At 63.4% G+C, this 21,903-nt stretch carries 25 protein-coding genes and 2 pseudogenes; 15 read left to right on the top strand and 12 right to left on the bottom strand.

Annotated features, from left to right (window positions below; genetic code table 11):
• Positions 1-262: 262 nt before the first annotated feature.
• Entirely contained in the window at positions 263-688 is a 426-nt protein-coding gene (locus tag BMW76_RS21765) for a DUF3331 domain-containing protein (RefSeq protein ID WP_177200446.1), read from the top strand.
• A gap of 109 nt (positions 689-797) precedes the next feature.
• Here BMW76_RS21765 and BMW76_RS21760 read toward each other — a convergent pair whose 3' ends face one another.
• Together BMW76_RS21760 and BMW76_RS21755 are read right to left on the bottom strand one after the other, a co-directional pair.
• Positions 798-1,121 (bottom strand): putative quinol monooxygenase, encoded by a 324-nt coding sequence (locus BMW76_RS21760; protein WP_090868800.1) that lies wholly within the window; start codon positions 1,119-1,121, stop codon positions 798-800.
• 28 nt (positions 1,122-1,149) lie between these two features.
• Complete coding sequence (locus BMW76_RS21755) at positions 1,150-1,776, bottom strand: flavodoxin family protein (RefSeq protein WP_090868883.1); 627 nt, start codon at positions 1,774-1,776, stop codon at positions 1,150-1,152.
• 210 nt (positions 1,777-1,986) lie between these two features.
• Here BMW76_RS21755 and BMW76_RS21750 point away from each other — a divergent pair, with 210 nt between their 5' ends.
• On the top strand, positions 1,987-2,571 hold the full coding sequence (locus tag BMW76_RS21750) for a TetR/AcrR family transcriptional regulator (RefSeq protein WP_090868798.1): 585 nt from the start codon (positions 1,987-1,989) through the stop codon (positions 2,569-2,571).
• 465 nt (positions 2,572-3,036) lie between these two features.
• Here the strand turns inward: BMW76_RS21750 and BMW76_RS21740 are convergent, their stop codons facing one another.
• Complete coding sequence (locus BMW76_RS21740; protein ID WP_245763300.1) at positions 3,037-3,711, bottom strand: LysR substrate-binding domain-containing protein; 675 nt, start codon at positions 3,709-3,711, stop codon at positions 3,037-3,039.
• A gap of 109 nt (positions 3,712-3,820) precedes the next feature.
• Positions 3,821-3,964, bottom strand: a pseudogene (locus tag BMW76_RS41900) (winged helix-turn-helix transcriptional regulator); the annotation flags it as partial.
• Between BMW76_RS41900 and BMW76_RS21735 the strand changes: the two are divergent.
• The 5 genes and pseudogenes from BMW76_RS21735 (at position 3,911) to BMW76_RS21720 (ending at position 6,028) form a co-directional block, all read left to right on the top strand.
• Entirely contained in the window at positions 3,911-4,471 is a 561-nt protein-coding gene (locus BMW76_RS21735) for an MmgE/PrpD family protein (protein WP_245763299.1), read from the top strand. The pseudogene BMW76_RS41900 and the gene BMW76_RS21735 sit on opposite strands and share 54 nt — an antisense overlap.
• A gap of 142 nt (positions 4,472-4,613) precedes the next feature.
• Positions 4,614-5,006: pseudogene (locus tag BMW76_RS21730) on the top strand (MFS transporter); the annotation flags it as partial.
• Between the two features lie 22 nt (positions 5,007-5,028).
• Positions 5,029-5,634, top strand: a complete 606-nt coding sequence (locus BMW76_RS41225) for a hypothetical protein (protein ID WP_177200445.1) — start codon at positions 5,029-5,031, stop codon at positions 5,632-5,634.
• On the top strand, positions 5,517-5,852 hold the full coding sequence (locus BMW76_RS41220; protein WP_177200444.1) for a hypothetical protein: 336 nt from the start codon (positions 5,517-5,519) through the stop codon (positions 5,850-5,852). The genes BMW76_RS41225 and BMW76_RS41220 overlap by 118 nt, the downstream gene beginning before the upstream one ends.
• Positions 5,849-6,028, top strand: a complete 180-nt coding sequence (locus tag BMW76_RS21720; RefSeq protein ID WP_090868792.1) for a hypothetical protein — start codon at positions 5,849-5,851, stop codon at positions 6,026-6,028. Before BMW76_RS41220 ends, BMW76_RS21720 begins: the two co-directional genes overlap by 4 nt.
• Before the next feature lie 106 nt (positions 6,029-6,134).
• Here the strand turns inward: BMW76_RS21720 and BMW76_RS21715 are convergent, their stop codons facing one another.
• On the bottom strand, positions 6,135-6,551 hold the full coding sequence (locus BMW76_RS21715) for a plastocyanin/azurin family copper-binding protein (protein WP_090868881.1): 417 nt from the start codon (positions 6,549-6,551) through the stop codon (positions 6,135-6,137).
• Positions 6,552-6,965: 414 nt separating this feature from the next.
• On the opposite strand from BMW76_RS21715, the gene BMW76_RS21710 reads away from it, so the two are divergent.
• The 8 genes from BMW76_RS21710 (at position 6,966) to BMW76_RS21675 (ending at position 14,059) form a co-directional block, all read left to right on the top strand.
• Complete coding sequence (locus BMW76_RS21710; RefSeq protein WP_090868790.1) at positions 6,966-8,003, top strand: DUF1254 domain-containing protein; 1,038 nt, start codon at positions 6,966-6,968, stop codon at positions 8,001-8,003.
• 449 nt (positions 8,004-8,452) lie between these two features.
• Positions 8,453-9,370 carry a sterol desaturase family protein gene (locus BMW76_RS21705; RefSeq protein WP_090868789.1) on the top strand — a complete coding sequence of 306 codons (918 nt, stop codon included), beginning with the start codon at positions 8,453-8,455 and terminating at the stop codon, positions 9,368-9,370.
• A 278-nt stretch (positions 9,371-9,648) separates the two neighbouring features.
• Positions 9,649-10,530 (top strand): RNA polymerase sigma-70 factor, encoded by an 882-nt coding sequence (locus BMW76_RS21700; protein ID WP_090868787.1) that lies wholly within the window; start codon positions 9,649-9,651, stop codon positions 10,528-10,530.
• A 215-nt stretch (positions 10,531-10,745) separates the two neighbouring features.
• Positions 10,746-11,225 (top strand): carboxymuconolactone decarboxylase family protein, encoded by a 480-nt coding sequence (locus BMW76_RS21695; protein ID WP_090868785.1) that lies wholly within the window; start codon positions 10,746-10,748, stop codon positions 11,223-11,225.
• 64 nt (positions 11,226-11,289) lie between these two features.
• Positions 11,290-11,700: a cupin domain-containing protein gene (locus BMW76_RS21690; protein ID WP_090868783.1), complete on the top strand. Its 411-nt coding sequence runs from the start codon at positions 11,290-11,292 to the stop codon at positions 11,698-11,700.
• Between the two features lie 119 nt (positions 11,701-11,819).
• The gene (locus BMW76_RS21685; protein WP_090868880.1) at positions 11,820-12,833 is read left to right on the top strand and encodes a LysR family transcriptional regulator; all 1,014 of its coding nucleotides are present in this window, start codon (positions 11,820-11,822) and stop codon (positions 12,831-12,833) included.
• Between the two features lie 289 nt (positions 12,834-13,122).
• Positions 13,123-13,638 (top strand): Ohr family peroxiredoxin, encoded by a 516-nt coding sequence (locus BMW76_RS21680; protein WP_090868781.1) that lies wholly within the window; start codon positions 13,123-13,125, stop codon positions 13,636-13,638.
• Positions 13,639-13,672: 34 nt separating this feature from the next.
• Entirely contained in the window at positions 13,673-14,059 is a 387-nt protein-coding gene (locus tag BMW76_RS21675; RefSeq protein ID WP_090868879.1) for a DUF3331 domain-containing protein, read from the top strand.
• An 11-nt stretch (positions 14,060-14,070) separates the two neighbouring features.
• Here BMW76_RS21675 and BMW76_RS21670 read toward each other — a convergent pair whose 3' ends face one another.
• From BMW76_RS21670 to BMW76_RS21640, 7 genes are read right to left on the bottom strand one after another with little or no spacing between them, the layout of a single operon-like run.
• Complete coding sequence (locus BMW76_RS21670) at positions 14,071-15,084, bottom strand: UDP-glucuronic acid decarboxylase family protein (RefSeq protein WP_090868779.1); 1,014 nt, start codon at positions 15,082-15,084, stop codon at positions 14,071-14,073.
• 14 nt (positions 15,085-15,098) lie between these two features.
• On the bottom strand, positions 15,099-16,055 hold the full coding sequence (locus tag BMW76_RS21665) for a glycosyltransferase family 4 protein (protein ID WP_090868777.1): 957 nt from the start codon (positions 16,053-16,055) through the stop codon (positions 15,099-15,101).
• Positions 16,045-17,184 carry a glycosyltransferase family 9 protein gene (locus tag BMW76_RS21660; protein WP_407669000.1) on the bottom strand — a complete coding sequence of 380 codons (1,140 nt, stop codon included), beginning with the start codon at positions 17,182-17,184 and terminating at the stop codon, positions 16,045-16,047. Before BMW76_RS21660 ends, BMW76_RS21665 begins: the two co-directional genes overlap by 11 nt.
• Complete coding sequence (locus BMW76_RS21655; RefSeq protein WP_090868773.1) at positions 17,181-18,239, bottom strand: glycosyltransferase family 2 protein; 1,059 nt, start codon at positions 18,237-18,239, stop codon at positions 17,181-17,183. Before BMW76_RS21655 ends, BMW76_RS21660 begins: the two co-directional genes overlap by 4 nt.
• Positions 18,236-20,002 carry a carbamoyltransferase family protein gene (locus BMW76_RS21650; RefSeq protein ID WP_090868877.1) on the bottom strand — a complete coding sequence of 589 codons (1,767 nt, stop codon included), beginning with the start codon at positions 20,000-20,002 and terminating at the stop codon, positions 18,236-18,238. Before BMW76_RS21650 ends, BMW76_RS21655 begins: the two co-directional genes overlap by 4 nt.
• 5 nt (positions 20,003-20,007) lie before the next feature.
• The gene (locus BMW76_RS21645; RefSeq protein WP_090868771.1) at positions 20,008-21,210 is read right to left on the bottom strand and encodes a glycosyltransferase family 9 protein; all 1,203 of its coding nucleotides are present in this window, start codon (positions 21,208-21,210) and stop codon (positions 20,008-20,010) included.
• On the bottom strand, positions 21,210-21,860 hold the full coding sequence (locus tag BMW76_RS21640; protein WP_090868769.1) for a D-glycero-alpha-D-manno-heptose-1,7-bisphosphate 7-phosphatase: 651 nt from the start codon (positions 21,858-21,860) through the stop codon (positions 21,210-21,212). Before BMW76_RS21640 ends, BMW76_RS21645 begins: the two co-directional genes overlap by 1 nt.
• Between the last annotated feature and the right edge of the window lie 43 nt (positions 21,861-21,903).

Genomic DNA, 21,903 nt, shown 5'->3' with positions numbered 1-21,903 from the left:
TAATCCGCAGCAGCGTTCGCTGCTACGACTCCGCGCACGCGATGTTCGCATCGTCGCGTCTCGCAAAGATTATGGACCTGTCGGTTCAGAAGTACATACGTGGGTATCGAAGGAAACGTTCTGGATTCTCGAACATGATCTCGTGAGAATCGACTTCATGCGCAGTGCTGCAAGCAAGAGCCGTATTCAGCAGGGTCGGCGTTTACATTATGGACCAAAGGGTTCACAATACGCCGTGAATCTTAGGGACGGAGCCGAATGGATGAACAGCCAAGCTGATAACGACATCGTTCGACGCGCGCTAGTCGGCATATTGATGCCGGAGCCTCGCACGCTCGAAGCGGCGATTGGGGCGCGGTATGTTCCGAGGAAGAAGTTGCGTTCGAGGCGGCGACCATCAAAAGAGGTCTTCAAACCGGTCGATCTCGAACCGCCACGTTCGCATGTTTCTATTCTCGAGCGACTGTCGTCGAAGTCGCTCAGCGTATGTTGGAGCGATCCGCGGTCGGGTCACTATGCGGATCAGGTATGGCGAATAGGACTTGCACGTGTGGACGCCTTTTGCGTGCTGACCGGCATGCCGATCTGGTGTGGCGACGCTGTGTTTCGGCCTCGCGTGAGTCCGTCCTTCTTTCCGGCCAACCATGACCGGATGATTCTTGCTTCCGTGGTGTCCGATTATCTGTGATGCGAACGCCATTCCGGGCGTGAGCGGCCGTGAGCACGCAACGGGATGATTGCCAGAAGCGGCCTTGCGAAACCGGGCCGGCTTCTGGTTATAGAGCTTCAAGGAAAACTTACATGCCTTTACGCTCGTAGCCTTTGACAAGGTCGAGCCACTCGAACCTCCGGTCGGACTTCAGAAGGCCTTTGAGCTTGTTTTCATAGTCGACCCGGTATGACTTCTTCAGATGATGGTCGATGAAGTACTGCGCGCTGCACGCCCACGTTTCATAAAGCACGAGCGTGTCGGGATCATCTGCGGATCGATGCAGATATGTGTTGACGAAATCCGGTTCATTCGACATTTCGTCGAGCACCTTGATGAGGCTCGAGTAAAGTTCTTCGCGTGTCTCGGGCTTGCCGGGCAGATGGACAATGAATGAAATGTTCTGAGTCATGGCGAGGCTCCTTAATCTTGATTGATCTTTACGCTGTCGCGTCGGCAGCGTTCAACACTGCGCGGCCTGCGGCAAGTTGCGAGGCCACTTCAGCGACGCGGGCGCCGAGAAATTCTGCGGTGCGCAAATCCGCGTCGGGCGGCGTAACGTCGGCACTCTCGTCCGCATTCGATTGCGCAGCGGCGCCGAGGAAAAAGCCGTGCCGGTTCAACGTGTCTTCCGTCGACTGCGAATGATTGTGTCCGGGCGGCAGGCCAAGGTTCACCCAGTGCATCCGATGCTGCGCAGCGAAAATCGCAATCTGCTGAAGCGTCGCCAGTTTGTCGCCGGAACGCGATGCCGCATTGGTGAAGCCGGCTGCGACCTTGTCGGCCCATTTGCTTCCCTTTGCGAAGACATTGCGGGAAGTCGCGTCCATGAACTTTTTGAATTCCGCGGACGCGCTGCCCATATACGTGGGAGCGCCGAAGATGATTCCGTCCATCTTTTCGAGGGTGCTCCAATGTCGATCGATATCCTCCACGCCGATCAGCAGACTCTCGGTCCCTTCGACGCTGGCTGCCCCTCGGGCGACTGCTTCTGCAACTTTCTTCGTGTGCCCATAACCGCTGTGATAGACGACTGCGACACGGGTTCCTTCAAAACCTTGCGACATGATCAGCTCCATGGTTGACGTCACAGCCGTGACGATTGAGCGAATTATGGACCAGCTGGTTCCGAATGTCGTTCGAAGGGACTCACGGGGTCGTTCGGTTTCATCGAACGAGTGCAGTTGTGCTGAGCCGGCGGATCTCGCACGCCAGCGAGGCAATCCTCCGTTGTAAACCGTTTGGTCTACAATATTCGTCTGTCAGAGGAAACTGAAATGGCACGCCCGCGAGAGTTCGACGAAGATCATGTTTTAGAGAAGGCCCTGCACGTCTTTTGGGAGAAGGGCTATGACGCCGCGTCGCTAGCGGATCTCCAGGAGGCGACGGGGCTCACGAAGTCCAGTTTATACAAGGCGTTCGAAAGCAAGGAGGGGCTCTTTCGGCGGGTGGTCGACCGATATCACGACAACCATCTGGCGTTTCGTGAGCATGCGTTGGCGCATCCGACCCCCAGGTTGATCGCCGAATCTCTGCTCGAAGGAATAGTCGTGCTTCACACCGGGAAGAACACGCCTTCAGGGTGTCTTGTGACGTTTGCCGCGCTTGCATGCAGCGCGGACGCGCGCCCGCTGAGCGATGAATTGTTGGAGAGCCGCAATGCTTTTGAGCGGCGTCTGCGCGAGCGCTTCGAGTCAGTGAAGCAGGCGGGGCCGCTTCCGGAGGGTATGACCAGTCACGATGCGGCCGTTTTCGTATCGACGTTTATTCAGGGCCTGGCCGTTCAGGCGAGAGGAGGCGCTACGCGTCGGCAACTTCGTCAACTGGTGGCGGCCGTGTTGAAGAGCTGGCCCGCAAACTAGGAAAACGCTGTCCAGACCTGCTCAGCCGAACATCCGCAGAGTTGCCGAACCAGCAGCGCGCGGCACTTTTCGCAACGGTAGTGCTCGATCGCCACTACGCCTTCGCATTCGCCGACACCGATCAGCGTTAGCCCTTCTTCCCTGATCCTGTCAGCGGAGCATCCCTGAAGCGTGGAGCACTCGTCGCAAAGTTCCATGACTGATTGCCGTTTCACGTGAGTCAATCTACTGCGGGAAATGGCCCGCTTGAGCGGGCCATCCATCAGTGAAGAACCCGCGAAAAGGAGCGGGCGAATCAGTATTGCGCTGTTTGGCTTGTTGCGCAGCAAAAATTATTTGGGGAACCAGAATTACCGACACGATGCACAGCGGTAGTGCCAAATGTGCTTCATCTCGGTGATTTTGCGCGACTCGCTACGCAGATACCGTGCGGCACGCGCGTTCCTGCCCCTTAACCAGAAGCAGTCACTCGGGCTGCATCCACGCCGGATCGAGCGGCGCCATTCTGCGCAACGTCAGACGAAAATCGCGCGCGACGGCTGGCAACGTCGCATCGCGTCGGCGGATCAAACCGATTGTGCGTGCAACCGTCGGCTCGACGAGCAGACGGATCGCGATTCTCGATTGCGCATCGCGCGGCGCCGCGCAACGCGGAATGATCGAGATGCCGAGTCCGGCTTCGACGAGTCCGAGCGACGTCGTCAGATGCTCGATCTCGATCAGCCGATCCGGGCGCCAGTCAATGTCGCGCAATGCGGCATCGAGCATCCGGTGATTGCCGCTCGTCGTGCCCGACACGATCAAAGGCCACGGTCTCAATTCTCGCCATGCGACGTGCTCGCTTTTCGCGAGCGGATGATCGGCGGGGCACGCCAATACATACGGGTCCACTAGCAACTCGTCGATTGCGAGTTCCGGCGTTTCGTTGACGAGAAACGCGATGCCGAATTCCGCGTCTCCATCGGCGACGCGACGCGCGACTGTCGAAAGATCGGCTTCGATCAATTTCAGCCGCACTTCAGGCCGCTTGCGGTGATAGCTGCTCACGATCTTCGGCAGCAGGAACTTCACGACAGTGGGAATGCACGCAATCGTCAATTGACCCGCGCGAATGCGCGTGGCCTCCGTGACGAGCTGCAACGATGCGTCGAGTTACGCGCAGCACGCTTTGCGCGCGCGGCAAGAGCAGTTCGCCCGATGACGTGAGCGCGACCGTGCGCGTCGTTCGCTCGAAGAGCATCAGGTCGAGCGCTTCTTCGAGCCGCTTGATGCGTCGCGTCAGCGCGGACGCGGACAGATTCAGTTCGATGGCTGCATCGCGCTGAAGTTCTATTCGCGCGTGGGCAGCAATCACACGACGCTCGATGCAATCCGCGCGATGCAGGCGCGTCATCCGTTCGGCGCGAACGACGTGGAGTCGATCGTCGTGCATGGCTCGCGTGTGACCGTCGATCACGTCGGCTGGCGCTACGTGCGACAGGGGTTGACGTCCGCGCAATTGAACCTGCCCTACTGCGTCGCGACGCTATTGCTCGAAGGTGACGTGTTCGTCGACCAGTTCAGCGAAGACAAGGTGGCGGACCCTCGACGCATGGCGCTGGCCGATCGCGTACAGGTGCTCGAAGACCCGTCGATCACCGCGCGCGGGCACGGCGCGCGCCATACGGTGAGCGTCGAGGTGATACTGCGCGACGGCGCGCGGCTCGAGGAAACCGTGCAGTCGCAGCGCGGCAGCGAGCATGCCTTTGCGAGCGAGGCGGAAATCGTCGGCAAGATGACGAAGCTCGCGGCACATCGCATCGAAGGCGAGCAGATCCAGCGCATCGTGGACTGGGTCATGCACGCCGAAGAAAAACCCGACGCAGCAGAACTCGTGCGCCTGCTCGCGGCTCAAGATTAGCGGCGCGAGGACATCACACGCGAGCACATCACACACGAGCACATCACACGCAAGAACATCGCACGCAACACGGCAGGAAAGTAGCAAGGCAGCAATCCAGGCACCAGACAATAGCGGCCGGGCGGCCGCAAGGGGACACAGGATGGCCGCAACGCCTCACGATCTGTCGCTACGGACCTCTCTCGCCGGGCGGCGGGAACGCCTGCGCTCGATCATCGGCGGCAGCGCGGGCAATGTGATCGAGTGGTACGACTTTCTCGCGTACTCGATCTTCTCGATCTACTTCAGCAAGGCGTTTTTTCCGGGCGGCAATCAGACGGCGCAACTGCTGAACGCGGCCGCTGTCGCCGCGATCGGCTATGTGGTGCGGCCGCTCGGCAGTTGGGCGATCGGCGCGCTCGCGGACAGACACGGACGTCGCGTCGCACTGAGCGTATCGGCGGCGATGATGAGCATCGGTTCGCTGATCATCGCGCTCACGCCGACCTACGCGACGATCGGCGTCGCCGCGCCCGGCATGCTCGTCTGCGCGCGGCCGCCCGCGCTTCGATACCTATGTGCCGACCGCGCGCGACGACGGCTACTACCGTTTCGGCTCCGTCGATGGCGCGACGGACGGCATTCTCGCGGTGCGGCTGAAGTCGGACGTGATGGTGTGGCCTCGCGATAGTGGCCTTGATCAGCAGGGATCGCAATCGCATCGCGTGGGAAGCGAGCAGAAGTACTGCATCGAGCCGGGCACGTATTGCGGGCTCGTGATGCTCTTCAGTACCGAGAACGGCGCGCCGCTCGAGATCATCAACGATGGGCATTTGCAGCATATGCGCGCCGGCGGCGCTGCGGGGCTCGGCACGCGTCTGCTCGCGCGCGAAGATGCGCAAACCATCGGCATGATCGGCTCGGGCGGCATGGCCGAAACGTTTCTCGATGCGCTGTGCTGCGTGCGCGAAATTCGCCACGTGCGCGTGTACAGCCGACGCGAAGAGAACCGGCGACGCTTCGCTCGCGCGATGGCGGACAGGTTGCAGATCGCGACATCGAAGCCGTGGACAGCGCTCACGAAGCGGTGCGCGGCGCGGACATCGTCGCGACCTGCACGGACAGCATGTCGCCCGTGCTCGACGCCGCGTGGCTCGAACCGGGGATGCACGTCGTCGCGCTGACGCCGCGCGAGTTCGATGCGAGCGTCGCGCGGCCCTTCGACGTCGCGATTGCGCAGGGCCGTGAGCGCTTGCCGTTGGAGGAGAGCGAGCGCTTCAGCAAGCATATTTTGGGAAGCCCGAATGCGTTCGTCGGCGGCAGCACTGACGAACGGCGACGGCTGCCCGTTTCGCGCGGCGAGCGTGTGGATACGAGCGGTGGCCCATCTATAGCGATGTGATCACGGGCCGCACGCCGGGCCGCACGAGCGCGGAGCAGATCACCTTTTACTATACGGCGGGCAACTGGGGCGTGCAGTTCGCGGCCGTCGGCGGACATGTGTACCGCGAGGCAGTCAGACAGGGCGTCGGCATGGCGTTGCCGCGCGAGTGGTTCATCCAGACGATCCGCAATTAGATCCGGCATCGGCCGATGGGGCGAGCCTTTGTTCGCCAAGGATTGCGTGGTGCGAAAGGCACCGGCAACCTGCAACCGAAACGCATCCCGCGCAGTGAGCCGATACCTAGCGCGCGACGACCAGCGAGGCGTGCATTCCCATCGCGTAGTGACCCGGCCGATTGCAGATCAGCACATACCGGCCGGGCGCGAGCTTCAACGTAAGCCGCTTGCTCGTGCCGGGCGCCACGTCCTCGACTTCTCCCATTTTCTTGAACCTGCTTTCCGCTACTGTGTCCTTCTGCACCGGCAGGTGACCGTCGGGCAACTCTGTCTTGAGCACGACCAGTTCATGCGTCGTGTCGCCGTCCGGTGAACCGGTCACCTCGAAGGTGACTGTTCCCGCCTTGACCTGGTCTGTAGCGAGATGAATGGCCGTCGATGTCAGGGTGACTTGTACTGTCTCGCCTGCATTGGCTCGCGTCGAAGCAAAGCCGAATGCAACTGCACCAAGCAGGAATACTGCGTGACGTCTGTTGATCATGATCGCTCCCCTCAAAAGCGCAACAGGCTTCTGGTCGTCCCTCGTCGCGCGCGTTTCCGCGCCCACAAACCGCTTCCGCAGGGGCGGCCTTACCGGTCGTCGATGTACGTGTATCAACGGCGCTGTACACATTCTTGCCACGGTCGACGACAGGAAGAAGTGGGGATACCCGCCGACCTGCATGGGTAGGGACCCTCATCCTGTCTACGTCCGTGCGAAGGCGCGGCCATCGATGTCCGATCTTCTCGAAAGACAACCATTGCGTCTGCGTGGCTCGCCACCCCTCAAAACGGCAGGGGTCTGCCCGGCGCCGGCCGTACTAATCTACCTGACGTATCTCCGTTTATTGGCCCCGCAGTGTGAGCGGGCGTGCCCACGCATTTCTCTCGTTTCGCCTAATTTCCAGGAGTTCCGATGTTTTCCGTACAGCGCTTCTTTCTCGGACTGACTCTGGTGTGCGGTGCCTTGCAGGCATCGGCGCAGACGGTCGAATCTTCAACGCCGACAGTCCCCGTGACCGTAGACAACTTCGTCCGTGCTGAGTCGGACATGGAGTTTGCCGCAGTCGTCAAGATGAACGGCCTTGGGCGTTTCGGACATCTTCGCGAGCTTGCTCCGTTGAACCGGCAGATCGTCGTGCGCGTCAATCGCGACACGCTGTATTCGACCGCGGTATTCGATCTCGACGCAGGCCCCGTCACGATCGAACTTCCCGACGCGGGCAAGCGTTTCCGCTCGATGATCGTCATCAACGAAGATCATTACGCGCAGGAAGTGGTCTATGACGCGGGCAAGTACACGCTCACGAAGGACAAGATCGGTACGCGCTACGTGCTGGCGGCAGTCCGAACGCTGATCAATCCCGCAGATCCCGCGGATCTCAAGCAGGCTCATGCGCTGCAGGATGGAATCAAGGTCGAGCAGCGTAGCGCGGGCCAGTTTGAAGTGCCCAATTGGGACCCCGCCAGCCACAAGAAGGTCCGTGACGCGCTCAGGGTCCTCGGTTCGACCGTGCCGGACACGAGGGACGCCTTCGGACGGAAGGGCGAGGTTTCGCCGATACGCCATCTGATCGGGGCAGCCGTGCTCTGGGGCGGCAATCCCGACAAGGATGCCGTCTATCTGACCGTCACGCCGCCGAAGAACGATGGCAAGACGCCGTACAAGCTTCACGTACGCGATGTCCCTGTCGATGGCTTCTGGTCGGTCACGGTCTATAACGCGTCGGGCTACATCGACCCGAATCCGTCGAACGCCTACACGATCAATAGCGTCGGCGCGAAGAAGGGCGCCGACGGCGCGGTAGACGTGCAGTTCGGCGGATGTGAGGGCAAGCGCGACAACTGCCTGCCGATCGAACCCGGCTGGAACTACACGGTACGTCTCTATCGTCCGCGCCCCGAAGTTCTCGACGGCAAATGGGACTTCCCGAAGAGCGTGCCCATGTCGTGATCGCGCAGGTCCGTATCGCGTCAAGGCGCCCGCTGCGTCGTGAGCGGGCGCCGCTGCTAATCAGGCAACGCGCTTCACGAGCCACTGCCCGCGAAACATCCAAATGATCTGACGAACGACAGCGGTTGCATCCGAAGCCCAAATGCGCCGGCGATGCAACCGCCTGTCAACGACGCGCACTCACACGCGCGAATTTCCGCCGACCGGGCTCAGAGCGATACCCGCCATCCAGCGCCCCAAATCCGCGCAATTTTAGCGCATTCCAGCGCGTGTCAAAAGCGCCCGCGACGCCCGCCCCGCAAGGCTCTCCGCCCGCTGACATACGGTGAAATAACTTCCGCATAGCCTGTGACGGCGCTCATCACTACAGTGCGCATATCGGATGCGATGTGCTGATCCACCACTTCACCGCAGACGATACCTCCCGCCACAACCGTTATGGCATCGTCATGGAAAATCTTGGGAAATTCACGTTGTACGTCTTGGCTTTCGTCATCGCCGTATCGATGATCGAAGCTGTCTGGCTCACCCGCAAGAACCGCAATACGGTCACGCCGTTTGCATGGCACGAAGTCTGGCTGTCGATCGTCGATCTGGTCGCGCGCAAGCTGCTCGCGATGCTGCCGCTCTCACTCGCGGCACCTGTTTTCGCCTTCGCCTGGGACCATCGCCTCTTCACGATGGAGATCAACAGCGCGCTGATGGTGCTGGCGCTCTTCGTCGGCCAGGAATTCTGCTACTACTGGTATCACCGCGCGTCGCATCGTGTGCGCTACTTGTGGGCCACGCACGCCGTGCATCATTCGCCGAACCAGTTGACGCTGTCCACCTCGTACCGTCTCGGCATCACGGGCAAGGTGTCGGGTTCGACCATCTTCTTCGCGCCGCTCGTCTTGCTCGGCGTGCGCCCCGAAGTCGTGCTGATGACGCTCTCCATCAACCTGCTGTATCAGTTCTGGCTGCACACGACGTGGATTCCGAAGCTCGGCTGGCTTGAGTACGTGTTCAATACGCCGTCCTCGCACCGCGTTCACCATGCGTCGAATGTCGATTATCTGGACGCGAACTACGGCGGCGTGCTGATCGTCTTCGACCGGCTGTTCGGCACCTACGTCGAAGAACGCGCCGACGAGCCCTGCGTCTACGGTCTCGTCACGCCGACCACGTCGCGCAATCCGTTCGTTGTCGAGTTCGAGCACTGGGCGACGCTGGTTCGGGACGTCGTGAAGGCGAAGAGCGTGTGGATCGCGATCAATCACGTGATCCAGCCGCCCGGCTGGCTGCCCGACGGCGGCGGCGAAACCACGGAAGAACTGCGCCGCAAGACCAGGCCGGCAACCCGCGAGTGCGAAGCGGTGAATGGTTGATCAGAAGATAAAGCGGCAGTACCAGACAGGGCGCGTGAAGTGACACGCGCCCTGTCGCTTTTCAGGGCCGCGCGTTCGACGCTGCCTGCACTATCTCGCCGCGGCCTGAAAGCCATGTCCATCGCGGCGCGGCACGGTGTGGCACGGCCTTGCCGCGTTGTCCAGGCGACCGCCTGATTCGCGCCGTTCAATTCGTAATAGTTCCCATGGCAATATCTGACTGCCGGCACGATGTTCGTGCGGCATTTGGGCTTTTCGGTGCAAGAGAGGAAACCGTGATGGACGACGACGCGCATGCCTTTAACCAGCTTCGCCCGCGTTTGCAGAAGATTGCGTATCGAATGCTCGGGTCCGTGGCCGAAGCCGAGGATATCGTGCAGGACGTGTGGCTGCGCTGGCATTCGGCGGCCCGCGAGGGCATCGACAATGCGGAAGCCTGGCTCGTCGCGGTCACGACGAGAATGTCGATCGACCGTCTGCGCGCGGCGAAAATCCAGCGCGAACACTACACGGGCATCTGGCTGCCCGAGCCGCTGCTGACAGAGCCGCCGGCGACACCCGAGGAGATGACCGAGCGCGCCGACGATGTCTCCGTGGCCTTTCTGATGCTGCTCGAACGGCTGACGCCGGAAGCACGCGCGGCGTTCCTGCTGCGCGAGGTCTTCGACGCGGACTATGTCGACATCGCCGATATCATCGGCAAGACGGAAGCGGCGTGCCGTCAACTGGTGAGCCGCGCCAAGGTGCAACTGCGCGAGGCGCGCCCGCGCCAGGCCGTGCCGCGCGAGACGCAGCGCCGGCTGCTGAAGACGTTCGCGCAGGCGCTCGAAGGCGGCGACTTCGCGTCGATCAACGCGCTGCTTGCCGAAGACGCGACGCTGATCGGCGACGGCGGCGGCAAGGTGCAGAGCTTCCCGCGTCCGATGCTGGGCGGCCGGCGCATCGCGCAGCTTTTCTACGCGTCGTCGCTGCGTTACAAGAGCGAGCTTCGCGTGAAGCTCGTGATGCTCAACGGCGAGTGGGCGCTGCTGCGCTATTTCGAAGGCCAGCTCGAATCGGCGCAGACGTTCGAGACGGACGGCCAACGCATCGTCAACATCCACGTCCAGCGCAATCCCGACAAGCTCGCGCGCATCGTCGCCGCGCACGGCAATCCCTGAGCGCCCGTCGATCCTGCGCGCACGCGCGGCGAGTACCAGAATGGCGAGTACCAGATGACCGATGCGCCGATTGGTGCTTCATGGGCAACAGCGTGAGCCCGATCCCATGTCTAGCGCCGCGCGCCCCGCACACCTACCATGACTTCATGCGGCTCATCGCCGTTCATGGCACCCTGGAAGTGCGGGTGTTTCTCTCATCGTCGCCAGGAGACATCATGACCCAGCGCATCAACTATGTTCAGCAATCGCCGGAACTGTTCAAGAAGCACCTCGAATTCACGATGCTGTTGAAGGACAGCGCGATCGAAGAGACGATCCGCGACCTGATTTCGATCCGCGCGTCGCAGATCAACGGATGTGCGTTCTGCCTCGACATGCACGTGAAGGAAGCGCGCATTCACGGCGAGCGCGAGCTGCGCATCCATCATCTTCCGACGTGGCGCGAGTCCACGCTCTTTTCGGCGCGCGAACGTGCCGCGCTCGCGTGGGTGGAAGTGCTGACGAAGCTGCCCGAGCATGGCGTTGACGACGATATCTATGAGCGCGTGCGCGGCCAGTTCTCCGAAAAGGAACTGTCGGACCTCACGTACGAAGTGATGGCCATCAACGGATGGAACCGTGCGAACATCGCGTTCAGGACGGTGCCCGGTTCACAGGACAAGGCATACGGCCTCGACAAGGCCAACCTCGCCTGAGGCGCGCTGTCGGTTTCGCTATCTTCGGCCCGCGCGCGTGGGCCGCCTCTTTGAGGAGCGCACCATGTTTCGCTCGAAGAAGTCCGTCATGTCCTTGCTCGTCGTCACGGGCGCATTGATGGGGCAGGCGGCCCGCGCCGCGGCGCCCGAGGCGATCGTCACACCCGTTATGACGCAGCCGCTCGATGACTATCCGGGCAAGGAAGCGCTGATGATCACGGTCGAATATCCGCCCGGCTCCGTCGATCCCGTCCATCGGCATTACGCGCATGGGTTCATCTACGTGCTGGAAGGGTCGATCGTGATGCAGGTGAAGGGCGGAAAGGAAGTCACGCTCAAGCCCGGGCAGAGCTTTTACGAAGGCCCGAACGATGTGCACACGGTCGGGCGCAATGCAAGCCAGACGCAACCGGCGAAGTTCCTCGTGGTGTTCCTGAAGGACAAGGGCGCGCCCATTCTCGTGCCCGAAAAGTGAGCGCGGCGGCAGACGGCGAGCCGGGTCGATAAAAAATCTGCGCGAAATGTCGCGAGCGGTGTCACAAGCGGGGGCGCTCATACGTCTAGTCGGATATCGACCCACCGACTATGCGCGCCATGTCAGACTACCCACCACGCAGTTCGGCCCCGAACGCCGACGATCCGATCGCCAGCAGCTTTGCGACCAGTTACGCCGGCGTCGTTTCTTTTCTGGCCGTTGCCAACGAAGGCAGCTTTGCCCGCGCGGGCGATCGCCTCGGCATCGGCCGCTCTTCCGTCAGCCGCAACGTGCAGAAGCTCGAGGCCCAGCTCGATGCGCGGCTCTTTTTTCGCACGACGCGCAGTACGTCGCTGACGCGCGAGGGCGAACTGTTCTACGAGAAGTGTCAACCGGGCGTCGAGCGCATCGCGCAGGCGCTGGAAGACATGCGCGAGCTGCGCAACGGTCCGCCGCGCGGCCGACTGCGCGTCTGCTCGACACCGGGCTTCGGCCGCAAGGTCGTCGCGCCGTTGTTGCGCGGCTTTCGCGCGCGCTATCCCGACATCGCGCTGGAACTGCTGCTGAACGACCGTCCCACTGACTTCACGGCCGACCGCATCGACGTAGCGTTCCGCGACGGACGCATGGAGGACAGCGAGATCGTCGCGCGCCAGCTGATACCGATGCAGATGATCGTCTGCGCTTCGCCCGCGTATGCGCAGATCTACGGCTTGCCGCGCGATGTCGGCGAACTGGCCGCTCATGACTGCATCAACTTTCGCATGACGTCGGGCCGCATCAGGGAATGGGAATTCAAGGTGGATGGCCTGCCGCAGCGGCGCCAGCCGGCCGCGCAGCACACGTTCAACGACGGCGATCTGATCTTGCAGGCCGTGCTCGACGGCGAGGGCATCGCGCAACTGCCGGCGTACCAGGTGTGCGATCTGCTCAAGCAGGGCCGGCTGCTCTGCTGTCTGCAGCAATACGCGCCCGACGATGGCGGCCACTACATCTGCTATCTGAGCCGCAAGCATCTTCCCGCGAGAATCCGCGTGTTCGTCGACTACATGACGGAGCACACGAGGGCACTCGATCTGCAGTATCTGACCACGACGCACGAGCTGCCCGAAGTCGAATCCGCCGTCGATTGACGACGCGCCCGACGTCGATCTTCTTCAATGCTCCTCGACATTTCGATTGATGCCCGTGACGCAACACAATGGGTCCTTCTGCGGCTCTTCTGCCCGGCGGCGCGTGAGCCTACGATGAACCACGTACGGACCGCACGCAATGCGCGCTTCGTGCACAGGAGCGGCCTCGTGGCCGCGCACAAGCTCACAGGGAAAGTGAATGAAGATCGTAGTGACGGGCAGCACGGAATTCATCGGCAGCAAGGCCGTTGCGACAGGCGGCAGTCACAGCTTCAACGGATGACGCGCCGTGACCGCATTACGCCCACCGCCGTTGACGCTGCTCGACACGTACAGCGGTAAAGACGCTCGAACGCTGTACTCGGCGAGGGTCTGCGTGACGGGCGGCGATGCGTGTCATGGGCGCGCGTCGGGCATCGTGCGTTCCGACGACGGCAATGTCGCGATCGAGTTGCGCTTGCCCGAAGCGCTTGGCGGACCCGGCGGCGGCGCGAATCCCGAGCAGTTGTTCGCGGCTGCATACGCGGCCTGCTTTCACGGCGCGCTGAGCCTGCTTGCAACGCGGGCAGGCGTTCGGACTGCCGATGCATCGGTGGAGGTCAAAGTCGAATTCGGCCGCGACCCTGTCGATGGCCTGTTCCGGCTGGCCGCGCATACGCGCATTCGCTTGCCGGGTGTCGAGCGCGCTCTGGCAGAGCAACTGGTGCGCGACACGGAACGCTTTTGCCCGTACACGAAGATGGCGCGGCAAGGCATCGAAAACGTCGTCGCGCTCGCGCCGGCGGATGGCGCTGACGAAGCGTAACGCCGCGCGTGCGCATCAGCGAAGGAGGTCGAATATGAACGGCAGTGATCCGTGGTCTCAGATCGTCGGCTGGTTGCGCGGACAGGCTCCCGATATGCGGGAGTCGCGCGAACTCTGTCGTCCGGCGCGGGCCCCCGTTGCGAACGCGGCGTCGATCGATCGCATCGAGCGGCAGACCACGTCGACGATACTCGTCTCGTGGAGCGACTCGACGTTCGGCCGGTATCAGGATCAGATGTGGCGGGCGGGCTTTGCGCGCACGTCCGGCGTCTGCGGGCTGACGGGCGCACCCGTGCGGCGCGGCGACCCCGTATTCCGGCCGCTCGTTCGCGCAGGCGCGAAGCCGTTGAACGCGCTCGACATGATTCTCGCCGCCACGCTGCAAAGAGAGTGGAGCAGCCGACCCGCCGACGGGCATTGAACGCGCGAACGTTACGGCTGCACCATCGACGCCGTCGTTCCGGCATCGTGCACAACGTCACGTGTGCGCGGCGTCGCGCGTAGCAGCGCCGAAAAATAGCGGATCGTCGCGTCGAGCCCGTCATCCAGCGACGTATGCGGCTCCCACGCCAGCAACTGTCTTGCACGACCTATATCCGGTTGCCGATGCCACGGATCGTCTACAGGCAGCGGGCGAAACTCGATGACCGAAGACGAGCCCGTCATCTCGACGATGCGTTGCGCGATCGCAAGCATCGACACCTCATGCGGATTCCCCAGATTGACGGGGCCGTTGGGATCTTCGTCCAGATTCATCAGCCGGATGAACGCATCGATCATATCGTCGACGAAACAGAACGAGCGCGTCTGCGAGCCGTCGCCATAGACGGTCAGCGGTTCGCCGCTCAGCGCCTGGATCACGAAGTTCGACACCACGCGTCCGTCGGCGGGATGCATCCGCGGTCCATACGTATTGAAGATGCGCGCGATGCGGATATCGAGCCCATGCTGGCGCCGGTAATCCACGAAGAGCGTTTCCGCGCAGCGCTTGCCTTCGTCGTAGCACGAACGCGGGCCGATGGGATTCACGTGGCCCCAGTAGTCCTCCTTTTGCGGATGCACGCGCGCATCGCCATAGACCTCGCTCGTCGACGCCTGGAAGATCTTCGCCTTCACGCGCTTCGCGAGCCCCAGCATATTGATTGCACCGTGCACGCTGGTCTTGGTCGTCTGCACGGGATCGTGCTGATAGTGAATGGGTGACGCGGGGCACGCGAGGTTATAGATTTCGTCGACTTCCACGTATAGGGGAAATGTCACGTCGTGACGCATCAGTTCGAAATTCGCGCAGTCGAGCAGATGCGCGATGTTGTCCTTCGTGCCCGTATAGAAGTTGTCGACGCACAGCACGTCGTGGCCTTGCGCGACGAGCCGCTCACACAGATGCGAGCCGAGAAACCCGGCGCCGCCCGTCACGAGAATGCGTTTGCGCGATATGTCTTTCATCGTCGTGCTCCGGATCAGGCCGTGACCTGCGTTAGCGTGTCGTGCCAGTCCTGCACGAAACGGTCGATATGAAAACGTTCGAGCGCGGTGCGCCGCGCGTTGTCGCCCAGCGAGCGCGCGAGCGCCGGATCGCGTATCAGCGCGTGCATCGCATCGGCGAGCGCGTCCGTGCTGGTGTCGACGAAGCCGTTTTCGCCGTTGCGGATCACCGTCGACAACTCCGTCGTCGCAAGACCGACAATCGGCATGCCGATCGTCATCGCCTCGACGATCGCGAGGCCGAGGCTCGTCCAGCGGATCGGATTGAAAAAGAAGCGGTAGCGCGCGATGAACGCGGCAAGCTCGAGATTCGCGATCTCGCCGATGCCGCCGCAGCTTTGTGCCTCCATGCCGACAAGATCGAGCGGCACACGCGAACGCAGTTGCGTGAATACATCGCAGCCGAGGCGCCGTCCGCGCTGCGCAAGATGATTGACGACGACGATGCCGCAGTCGCGCTCGCCGCTATACCGAACGCCTTCGGGCACGACCACGCCATGCTCGATGACGCGCGTCGGCGTCACGCCGCAATCCCACATCAGCTCGTTGAAGTGCGTGACATGCACGAGCAGCGTGTCGGGATCGTCGACCCAATGCCATTGCTGATAGGGGTTCTCCATCGGCGGATCGTGCTCGACATAGATGCGCGGCAAGCGGCGCTGCGCATCGGAAAGCACATGCTCGCGATCATGGTCCCAATGCTGGCGATGCTGATATAGCACGACGTCGAATTCGTTCGACGCCACTTCGTCGATGCTCACCTCATGCACGTTATTGCCCCACGGCAGCGTGCCGTTCGTGCCCGCATAACCGGGCGGATTGCCGGGCCTGGTGACGAGATAGAACTCGTGCGGCGCCTGGCTCAGGTAGTACAGGTAGTTGCCGTGCACATGCCAGGTCAGCACGCGCAGCCGGCGACAGCTATGCAACATGGCGCACCTCCTCATGAGCAGACACATCAGAAGCGCGGGCCGCGTGCAACGTGCAGGGCGCGGCCGGATTCGCATTGCGATCGAGCGCGAGCATGTCGCGCGCGGCCTGCACGACATCCGGCACGGCGATGTTCAACGCGCATTCGTGCCCATAAGGACACACGCGATACGCGCACGGACGGCAGTGCGGATAGTCCGCGAGCACGCGATGCCGCTCGCGATCGAGCGGCGCCCAGCGGCGCGTGTCGCTGCCCGACGCGACGACGACACTCGGCGTGCGCATCGCGGCCGCGATGTGCGACATGCCCGTGTCGTTGCAGACGACGAGCCGCGCGCGATCGACGAGCGCCGCCAGCGAGCCGAGCGACGTCGAGCCCGCCAGATGCAGCGCGGGCGCGGCCATCAGGCCGAGCACGGTGGCCGTCAACTCCGCCTCTGCGGCCGTGCCCGTCACGCCGATCTGCCAGCCGTCGGCGGCGAGCGCATCGGCGACTTGCGCGAAGCGCGCGGCAGGCCAGCGGCGCGACGGCAATTGCGCGCCTGGGTGAATCAGCACGAGCCGATGCGCTTCGATGCCGTGCGCGGCCGCGAGCGACACATAATCGGCTTCGTCCTGCGCGGTCAGATCGAACGAGAGCGCATCGCTTTCGCGCGGCGCGCCCATTGCATTCGTCAACGCGAGATAGCGATGCGGCTCCGGCAGCATGTCCGGCCATTCGATGAAGCAGCCCGAGTGCGCAATCTCGCCGGGCTGCACGAAGCCTGCATACGCGCGCGCGCCGAAGCGGCACACGATATCGTTCGTAATGCCGCCGCTGCCGTGCAGCTGGATCGCGAGATCGAACGCGCGCTGCCGCATCGCATCGATGAACGCGGGCAGCGCGCTATCGTCTTCGCGCTGTTCGGGAAAGCCGGTTGCGCCGGGAAAGACGATCAGTTCGTCGATCAGCGCAGGGTATCGGTCGACGAACGCCTGAGCCCACGGCAGGCCGATCAGCGCGATATGCGCATGCGGGGCCGTGCGCCTCAGCGCGCGCAACGCGGGAACGCTGCATAGCATGTCGCCGAGCTGGAGCGCGCGAAAAATCACGATGCGTTGCGGGGCGAGTCGATCGATGAAGGAATTCACAGGAAGAACACCTTGTAACGGATCGCGCCGCGCAGGCGCCAGTAGATCGAAAGAAACGGAATGAGCATCGACGTCCATGCCATTTCGGCGATATGCGGCAGGTCGTGCCGTGTGCGGCGCAGACGCGCGACGCAGAAGCTCGCGGTCAGCAGCGCCCATAAGGTCAGCGCGGCTGCGGCGAGCAGTCCGTGCCCCGTGAGCGCCGCGAAGCACGCGCACAGCATGCTCGCGACGATCGCGTAATAGAGGTGCGGCGGCCCCGCGCCGATCCGCTGCCGGTACAAAGCGGGATGCTTGCGAAACAGCAGCGCTTCGAACTCGCTCTTCTTCTGCTGCGCGAGGCTCACGCCCCAGCGCGCGGGGCGCACGGGATGCACGACGACGGCATCGTACGCACGCACGATGCGGCCGCCCGCTTGCAGCACCGCGAACTGCAAGTCGGAGTCCTCGCGCCATGCCGATGTGAACCGTTCGTCGAAGCCGCCCATCGCGGCGAGCCGCGAACGGCGCACGAACGCGTTGGCGGTGGCGAACTCGGCGCGCGAGAGGCCGCTCGCATCGAGTTCGTAATCGCTGGGCTTGTCGGGCAGCGGCACGGCGATCGTGCCCGATGCAGCATCGGCGCCCGTCGCAAGCGCGGCGGCGCCTGCCGTGAGCCAGTGCGGGTCGGGAATCGTATCGTCGTCGGTGAAGGCGATCAGCGGCGAGCGGGCCGCGCGCCAGCCTGCATTGCGTGCCCCGGCTGGCCCTTGCGTCGCCCGCACGGGCAGGTAGCGGACGGTGAGCCCGCGCGCCGACACCTGGTCCGCGAAACGCTGCACCGTCAATTGCGTCGCGTCGTCGGGGCCGTCGTCGCACACGATGATTTCATAGCGACGCGCGTCGAAGTCCTGCATGGCCAACGCGCGCAGACACACTTCGAGCAGCGCAGGCCGTCCGTACGTGGGCACGACCACGGAGATGTCGCATTGCGCGCAATCGGCGCCCGCCGCGCCCGCCCCGGCGTCATGCCGCGCGGAGCCATGACCGGAAGTATCGAAGCTGCGCGCATTCATGCCGCCGACTCCGCATGCGTTGCGCCCGAGCGCGCCGAGCCCGCCTTTTCGATGATGAACGGTCCGATCACGAGGGCGTCGAGCGGGGACGTCCAGAACGATTCGACGGCATCGCGCGGCGAATTGACCATCGGTTCGCCGCGCGTATTGAACGACGTATTGACCAGCACGGGCACGCCTGTGCGCTGCCGGAACGCGTCGAGCAGATCGTAATAGAGCGCGTGCTGCGCGCGGTTCACCGTCTGCACGCGTGCCGTGCCATCGACATGCCGCACGGCCGGAATGCGCGACGCCTGTTCCTCGCGAACGTCGAACACGAACAGCATGAAGGGCGCGCGCTGCCCGCCGACGAACCATTGCGCCGCATGCTCTTCCATCACGACAGGCGCGACGGGCCGGAAATCTTCGCGGTCCTTGATCTCGTTGAGCCTTGCCTGCATGCCCGCATCGATCGGCGACGCGAGTATCGAGCGGGCGCCCAGCGCGCGCGGTCCAAACTCCGTGCGCCCCTGATACCAGCCGATCACCTTGTTGCCGGCGAGCATGTCGGCGGCTTCGTTCACGACATCTTTCGCGCGGCGATAAGGTATCTTCGACCACTTCAGGAAGCGCTCGATTTCATCGTCCGCGTAGTCGGGACCGAGGTACGCGTGGTCCATGATCCAGTGGCGCGTGTTGTCGCCGCGCTCGCGATAGTCGGTCCATAGCGCGGCGCCGAGCGCGGTGCCCGCATCGCCGGCGGCGGGCTGAACCCACACTTCGCCGAATGGTCCCTGGTCGCGAACCTTCGAGTTCATCACGCAGTTGAGCGCGACGCCGCCCGCCATGCACAGCCGCGACAAACCCGTCTGCCGATGCAGCCAGCGCGCGAGATGCAATACCGTTTCCTCCAGCACGCATTGCAGCGAACGCGCGATGTCGAAGTGACGCTGCTCGAGCGGGCCGCCCCGTTCGCGAGGTGCGCCGAAGCGCTCGACGAGACGCGGTGCATCGACGGTGTACGTGCCGTCCTGTCTCACCTTGACGATCGCGCGGAACTGATCGACATAGACGGGCTTGCCATACGATGCGAGCGCCATCACCTTGTACTCGTCGGACGAGTGAAGAAAGCCGAGCCATGCCGTCACGGCTTCGTAGAGCAGCCCCAGCGAATGCGGCAACTCGACCTGACGCAGCCGCGTGTACCTGCCGCTGATGAACTGCCCCATGCTCGTCGTCACGCCTTCGCCGCGGCCGTCCATCGTGAGCACGGCGGTATCGTCGAAGGGACTCGCGAGAAAGGCGCTTGCTTCATGCGCGAGATGGTGATCGACGAAGTGCCACTCGAAACAGTCGTTGCGATCGACGCCCTTGAATCGCTTCGACAGATGATGTGGCGCGCCGTCCAGCAGTTGCCTTTTCGCATTCGCGATATAGCTCAGAAAAAGCGGGTCCCACGGCGACTCCGACGGGTTCGCGGTCCTGGATTGCGCGGGTTCGAACGGAAGTTCGATCGTCGCTTGCGGTTCCTTGGGCATGCCCGCGAACAGCGCGGGATCGTAGGAGTACGCGACGTGGTCGACGTCCTTCAACGTGATGTCCGCTGCGCCCAGGCAGTAGTCGATTGCATCGAACGGCAGTTGCCACGTCGAGAATGGCACAGGCCGCTTCGCGTGCTTGACGTGCGTGAACCGCTCGTCCTCGGCGGCGGCCAGCACGACGCCATCGCGCACCAGCACGGCGGCGCTGTCGTGATAGACGGCATTGATTCCCAGTGTGTACATGAACGTCACCCCGTTTGAGTTGCGATTGCAGTGGATGCGAGTTGCGCGCCCGACGAGGGCGGGCTCGTTTCGTCGAGCAGATCGAGCGCGGCCTTTGCGACCTCGGCGGGCGGGATGCCGCGCAGGCACGCGTGATGTCCCTGTGGACAGACACTGCGGTAGCACCAGCGGCATTCGACATCGTTGAACAGCACGCGATGCGGTGTTTGCCACGGGCCATGCTGCGGATTCGTCAACGCATACAGATCGACGACGGGCGTGCCGAGCGCGCAAGCGATATGAACGGGCCCGCTGTTGTTCGACACCACGACCGCCGCTCTCTCGATCAGCGCAGCGAACGCGCCGAGGTCGAACGCATCCGTCAGATCGTGCATGAACGGCCACGCGGACGGGCCTGCTGCATCGATCACCGCGCGTACCAGTGACGCTTCGCTTGCGCAGCCCGTGACCAGCACGTTCATCCCCGTTGCGCGAACGAACTGCGCGGCGGCCGCGCCGAAGCGCTCAGCGGGATAGCGGCGCGACTCGGCGCTCGCACCGGGATGAATGACGATGAAGGGAACGTCGGCATCGATATGTCGCCGGGCGAGCGTCGCGGCCAGCGTCCTGCGATCGAGCTCGCGCAGGCGCATGCGCATGCGCGTGTCGTTCGTGCTCGCTCCGACGGCCTGCACGAGCGTCAGTTGCCGTTCGACTTCGTGCTGCGTGCCTTGCTCGGGCTCCGTCTCGCGCACCCAGTCGTCGAGCAGCGCATACGGGTTCTCGCGGCAACGCGCGAGCCGGTGCCGAATGCCCGCGAGATAGCACATCGTCGCGGCGGGCAACGGGTTCTGGCTGTAGACGGTGAAGATCACGGCGGCATCGAAACGCCCTTCTTCGAGCAACGCGCGTATGGCCAGATCGGCGGGATGCGAGCGCGGCGGGCGTGAGCGCGACCACGGCGCTTCATAGTGGATCACCTCGTCGATATCGGGCAGGAAGGGCGCAAGGGCCGCGCCGGCCGCCGACGCCAGCATTGTCAGGTGACGCCCGGGGCACGCGGCGCGCAACGCGTGAAAGGCGGGCGTCGTCATCAGCACGTCGCCGAGATTGTCCGTGCGCACGCAGAGGATGCGCTTGACGTCGTCGCCCCACGGCGCGAGCGCGCGCGATGCCGCGACGCTTGCATGCGCCGCGCTGGGCGGTGGAAGCAGCGCGAGACTCTTCATCATGCCGCCTGGCCCGACAGATGGGGTGTGCCCGCGCTGCACTTTTCGTGGTACTGCAGGATCATCAGCGCCGCGCGATGGAGGTCGCGCGCATACGCGGTCGGGATGCGCGCTTGCGTGCGGCGCCATACCGTCTCGTGACCGTTGTCGAGCAGTATCGTCTTGCAGCCCGCGAGGTTGCCCGCCTCGACGTCATCCAAGATGTCGCCGACGAACCACGACATGCCGAGATCGACGCCGTGCTCGCGGGCCGCCCGCAACAGCATGCCCGGAGCGGGCTTGCGGCAGTCGCATGAGTGCGCGTAGGTCGGCACGCTGCCTTCGGGATGATGCGGACACCAGTACACGCCGTCGAGCGTCGCGCCGCACGACGCGAACATGTCGCGCAGCTTCGCTTCGACGGCATCCAGCGCGGTGATATCGAAGCGCCCCAGCGCAACCCCGCTCTGGTTGCTGATGACGATCAGCTTGAATGGACAGCACGCGAGCGCGCGCAACGCTTCGCATGCGCCGGGCGCGAAACGCATGTGCTGCGGATCGACGTTGTACGGTACGTCCTCGAGCAGCGTGCCGTCCTTGTCGATAAAGACGGCCGGCTGATGCGGATCGACAGACGGCGTGACGGACGGCGTGAGAGAGGGCGTAAGCATTGCAATCTCTGAGGGATCGGATATCGGATGTGACTCGACGTGC

Source organism: Paraburkholderia diazotrophica, from assembly GCF_900108945.1.
GTDB lineage: Bacteria > Pseudomonadota > Gammaproteobacteria > Burkholderiales > Burkholderiaceae > Paraburkholderia > Paraburkholderia diazotrophica.
This window is presented reverse-complemented; position numbering and strand designations above follow the sequence as displayed.

Excerpts from the sequence above, each read along its gene's own strand:
- BMW76_RS21765 (WP_177200446.1), top strand. The coding sequence starts at position 263 with ATGAACAGCCAAGCTGATAACGACATCGTTCGACGCGCGCTAGTCGGC.
- BMW76_RS21760 (WP_090868800.1), bottom strand. The coding sequence starts at position 1,121 with ATGACTCAGAACATTTCATTCATTGTCCATCTGCCCGGCAAGCCCGAG.
- BMW76_RS21755 (WP_090868883.1), bottom strand. The coding sequence starts at position 1,776 with ATGTCGCAAGGTTTTGAAGGAACCCGTGTCGCAGTCGTCTATCACAGC.
- BMW76_RS21750 (WP_090868798.1), top strand. The coding sequence starts at position 1,987 with ATGGCACGCCCGCGAGAGTTCGACGAAGATCATGTTTTAGAGAAGGCC.
- BMW76_RS21715 (WP_090868881.1), bottom strand. The coding sequence starts at position 6,551 with ATGATCAACAGACGTCACGCAGTATTCCTGCTTGGTGCAGTTGCATTC.
- BMW76_RS21710 (WP_090868790.1), top strand. The coding sequence starts at position 6,966 with ATGTTTTCCGTACAGCGCTTCTTTCTCGGACTGACTCTGGTGTGCGGT.
- BMW76_RS21705 (WP_090868789.1), top strand. The coding sequence starts at position 8,453 with ATGGAAAATCTTGGGAAATTCACGTTGTACGTCTTGGCTTTCGTCATC.
- BMW76_RS21700 (WP_090868787.1), top strand. The coding sequence starts at position 9,649 with ATGGACGACGACGCGCATGCCTTTAACCAGCTTCGCCCGCGTTTGCAG.
- BMW76_RS21695 (WP_090868785.1), top strand. The coding sequence starts at position 10,746 with ATGACCCAGCGCATCAACTATGTTCAGCAATCGCCGGAACTGTTCAAG.
- BMW76_RS21690 (WP_090868783.1), top strand. The coding sequence starts at position 11,290 with ATGTTTCGCTCGAAGAAGTCCGTCATGTCCTTGCTCGTCGTCACGGGC.
- BMW76_RS21685 (WP_090868880.1), top strand. The coding sequence starts at position 11,820 with ATGTCAGACTACCCACCACGCAGTTCGGCCCCGAACGCCGACGATCCG.
- BMW76_RS21675 (WP_090868879.1), top strand. The coding sequence starts at position 13,673 with ATGAACGGCAGTGATCCGTGGTCTCAGATCGTCGGCTGGTTGCGCGGA.
- BMW76_RS21670 (WP_090868779.1), bottom strand. The coding sequence starts at position 15,084 with ATGAAAGACATATCGCGCAAACGCATTCTCGTGACGGGCGGCGCCGGG.
- BMW76_RS21665 (WP_090868777.1), bottom strand. The coding sequence starts at position 16,055 with ATGTTGCATAGCTGTCGCCGGCTGCGCGTGCTGACCTGGCATGTGCAC.
- BMW76_RS21655 (WP_090868773.1), bottom strand. The coding sequence starts at position 18,239 with ATGAATGCGCGCAGCTTCGATACTTCCGGTCATGGCTCCGCGCGGCAT.
- BMW76_RS21650 (WP_090868877.1), bottom strand. The coding sequence starts at position 20,002 with ATGTACACACTGGGAATCAATGCCGTCTATCACGACAGCGCCGCCGTG.
- BMW76_RS21645 (WP_090868771.1), bottom strand. The coding sequence starts at position 21,210 with ATGAAGAGTCTCGCGCTGCTTCCACCGCCCAGCGCGGCGCATGCAAGC.
- BMW76_RS21640 (WP_090868769.1), bottom strand. The coding sequence starts at position 21,860 with ATGCTTACGCCCTCTCTCACGCCGTCCGTCACGCCGTCTGTCGATCCG.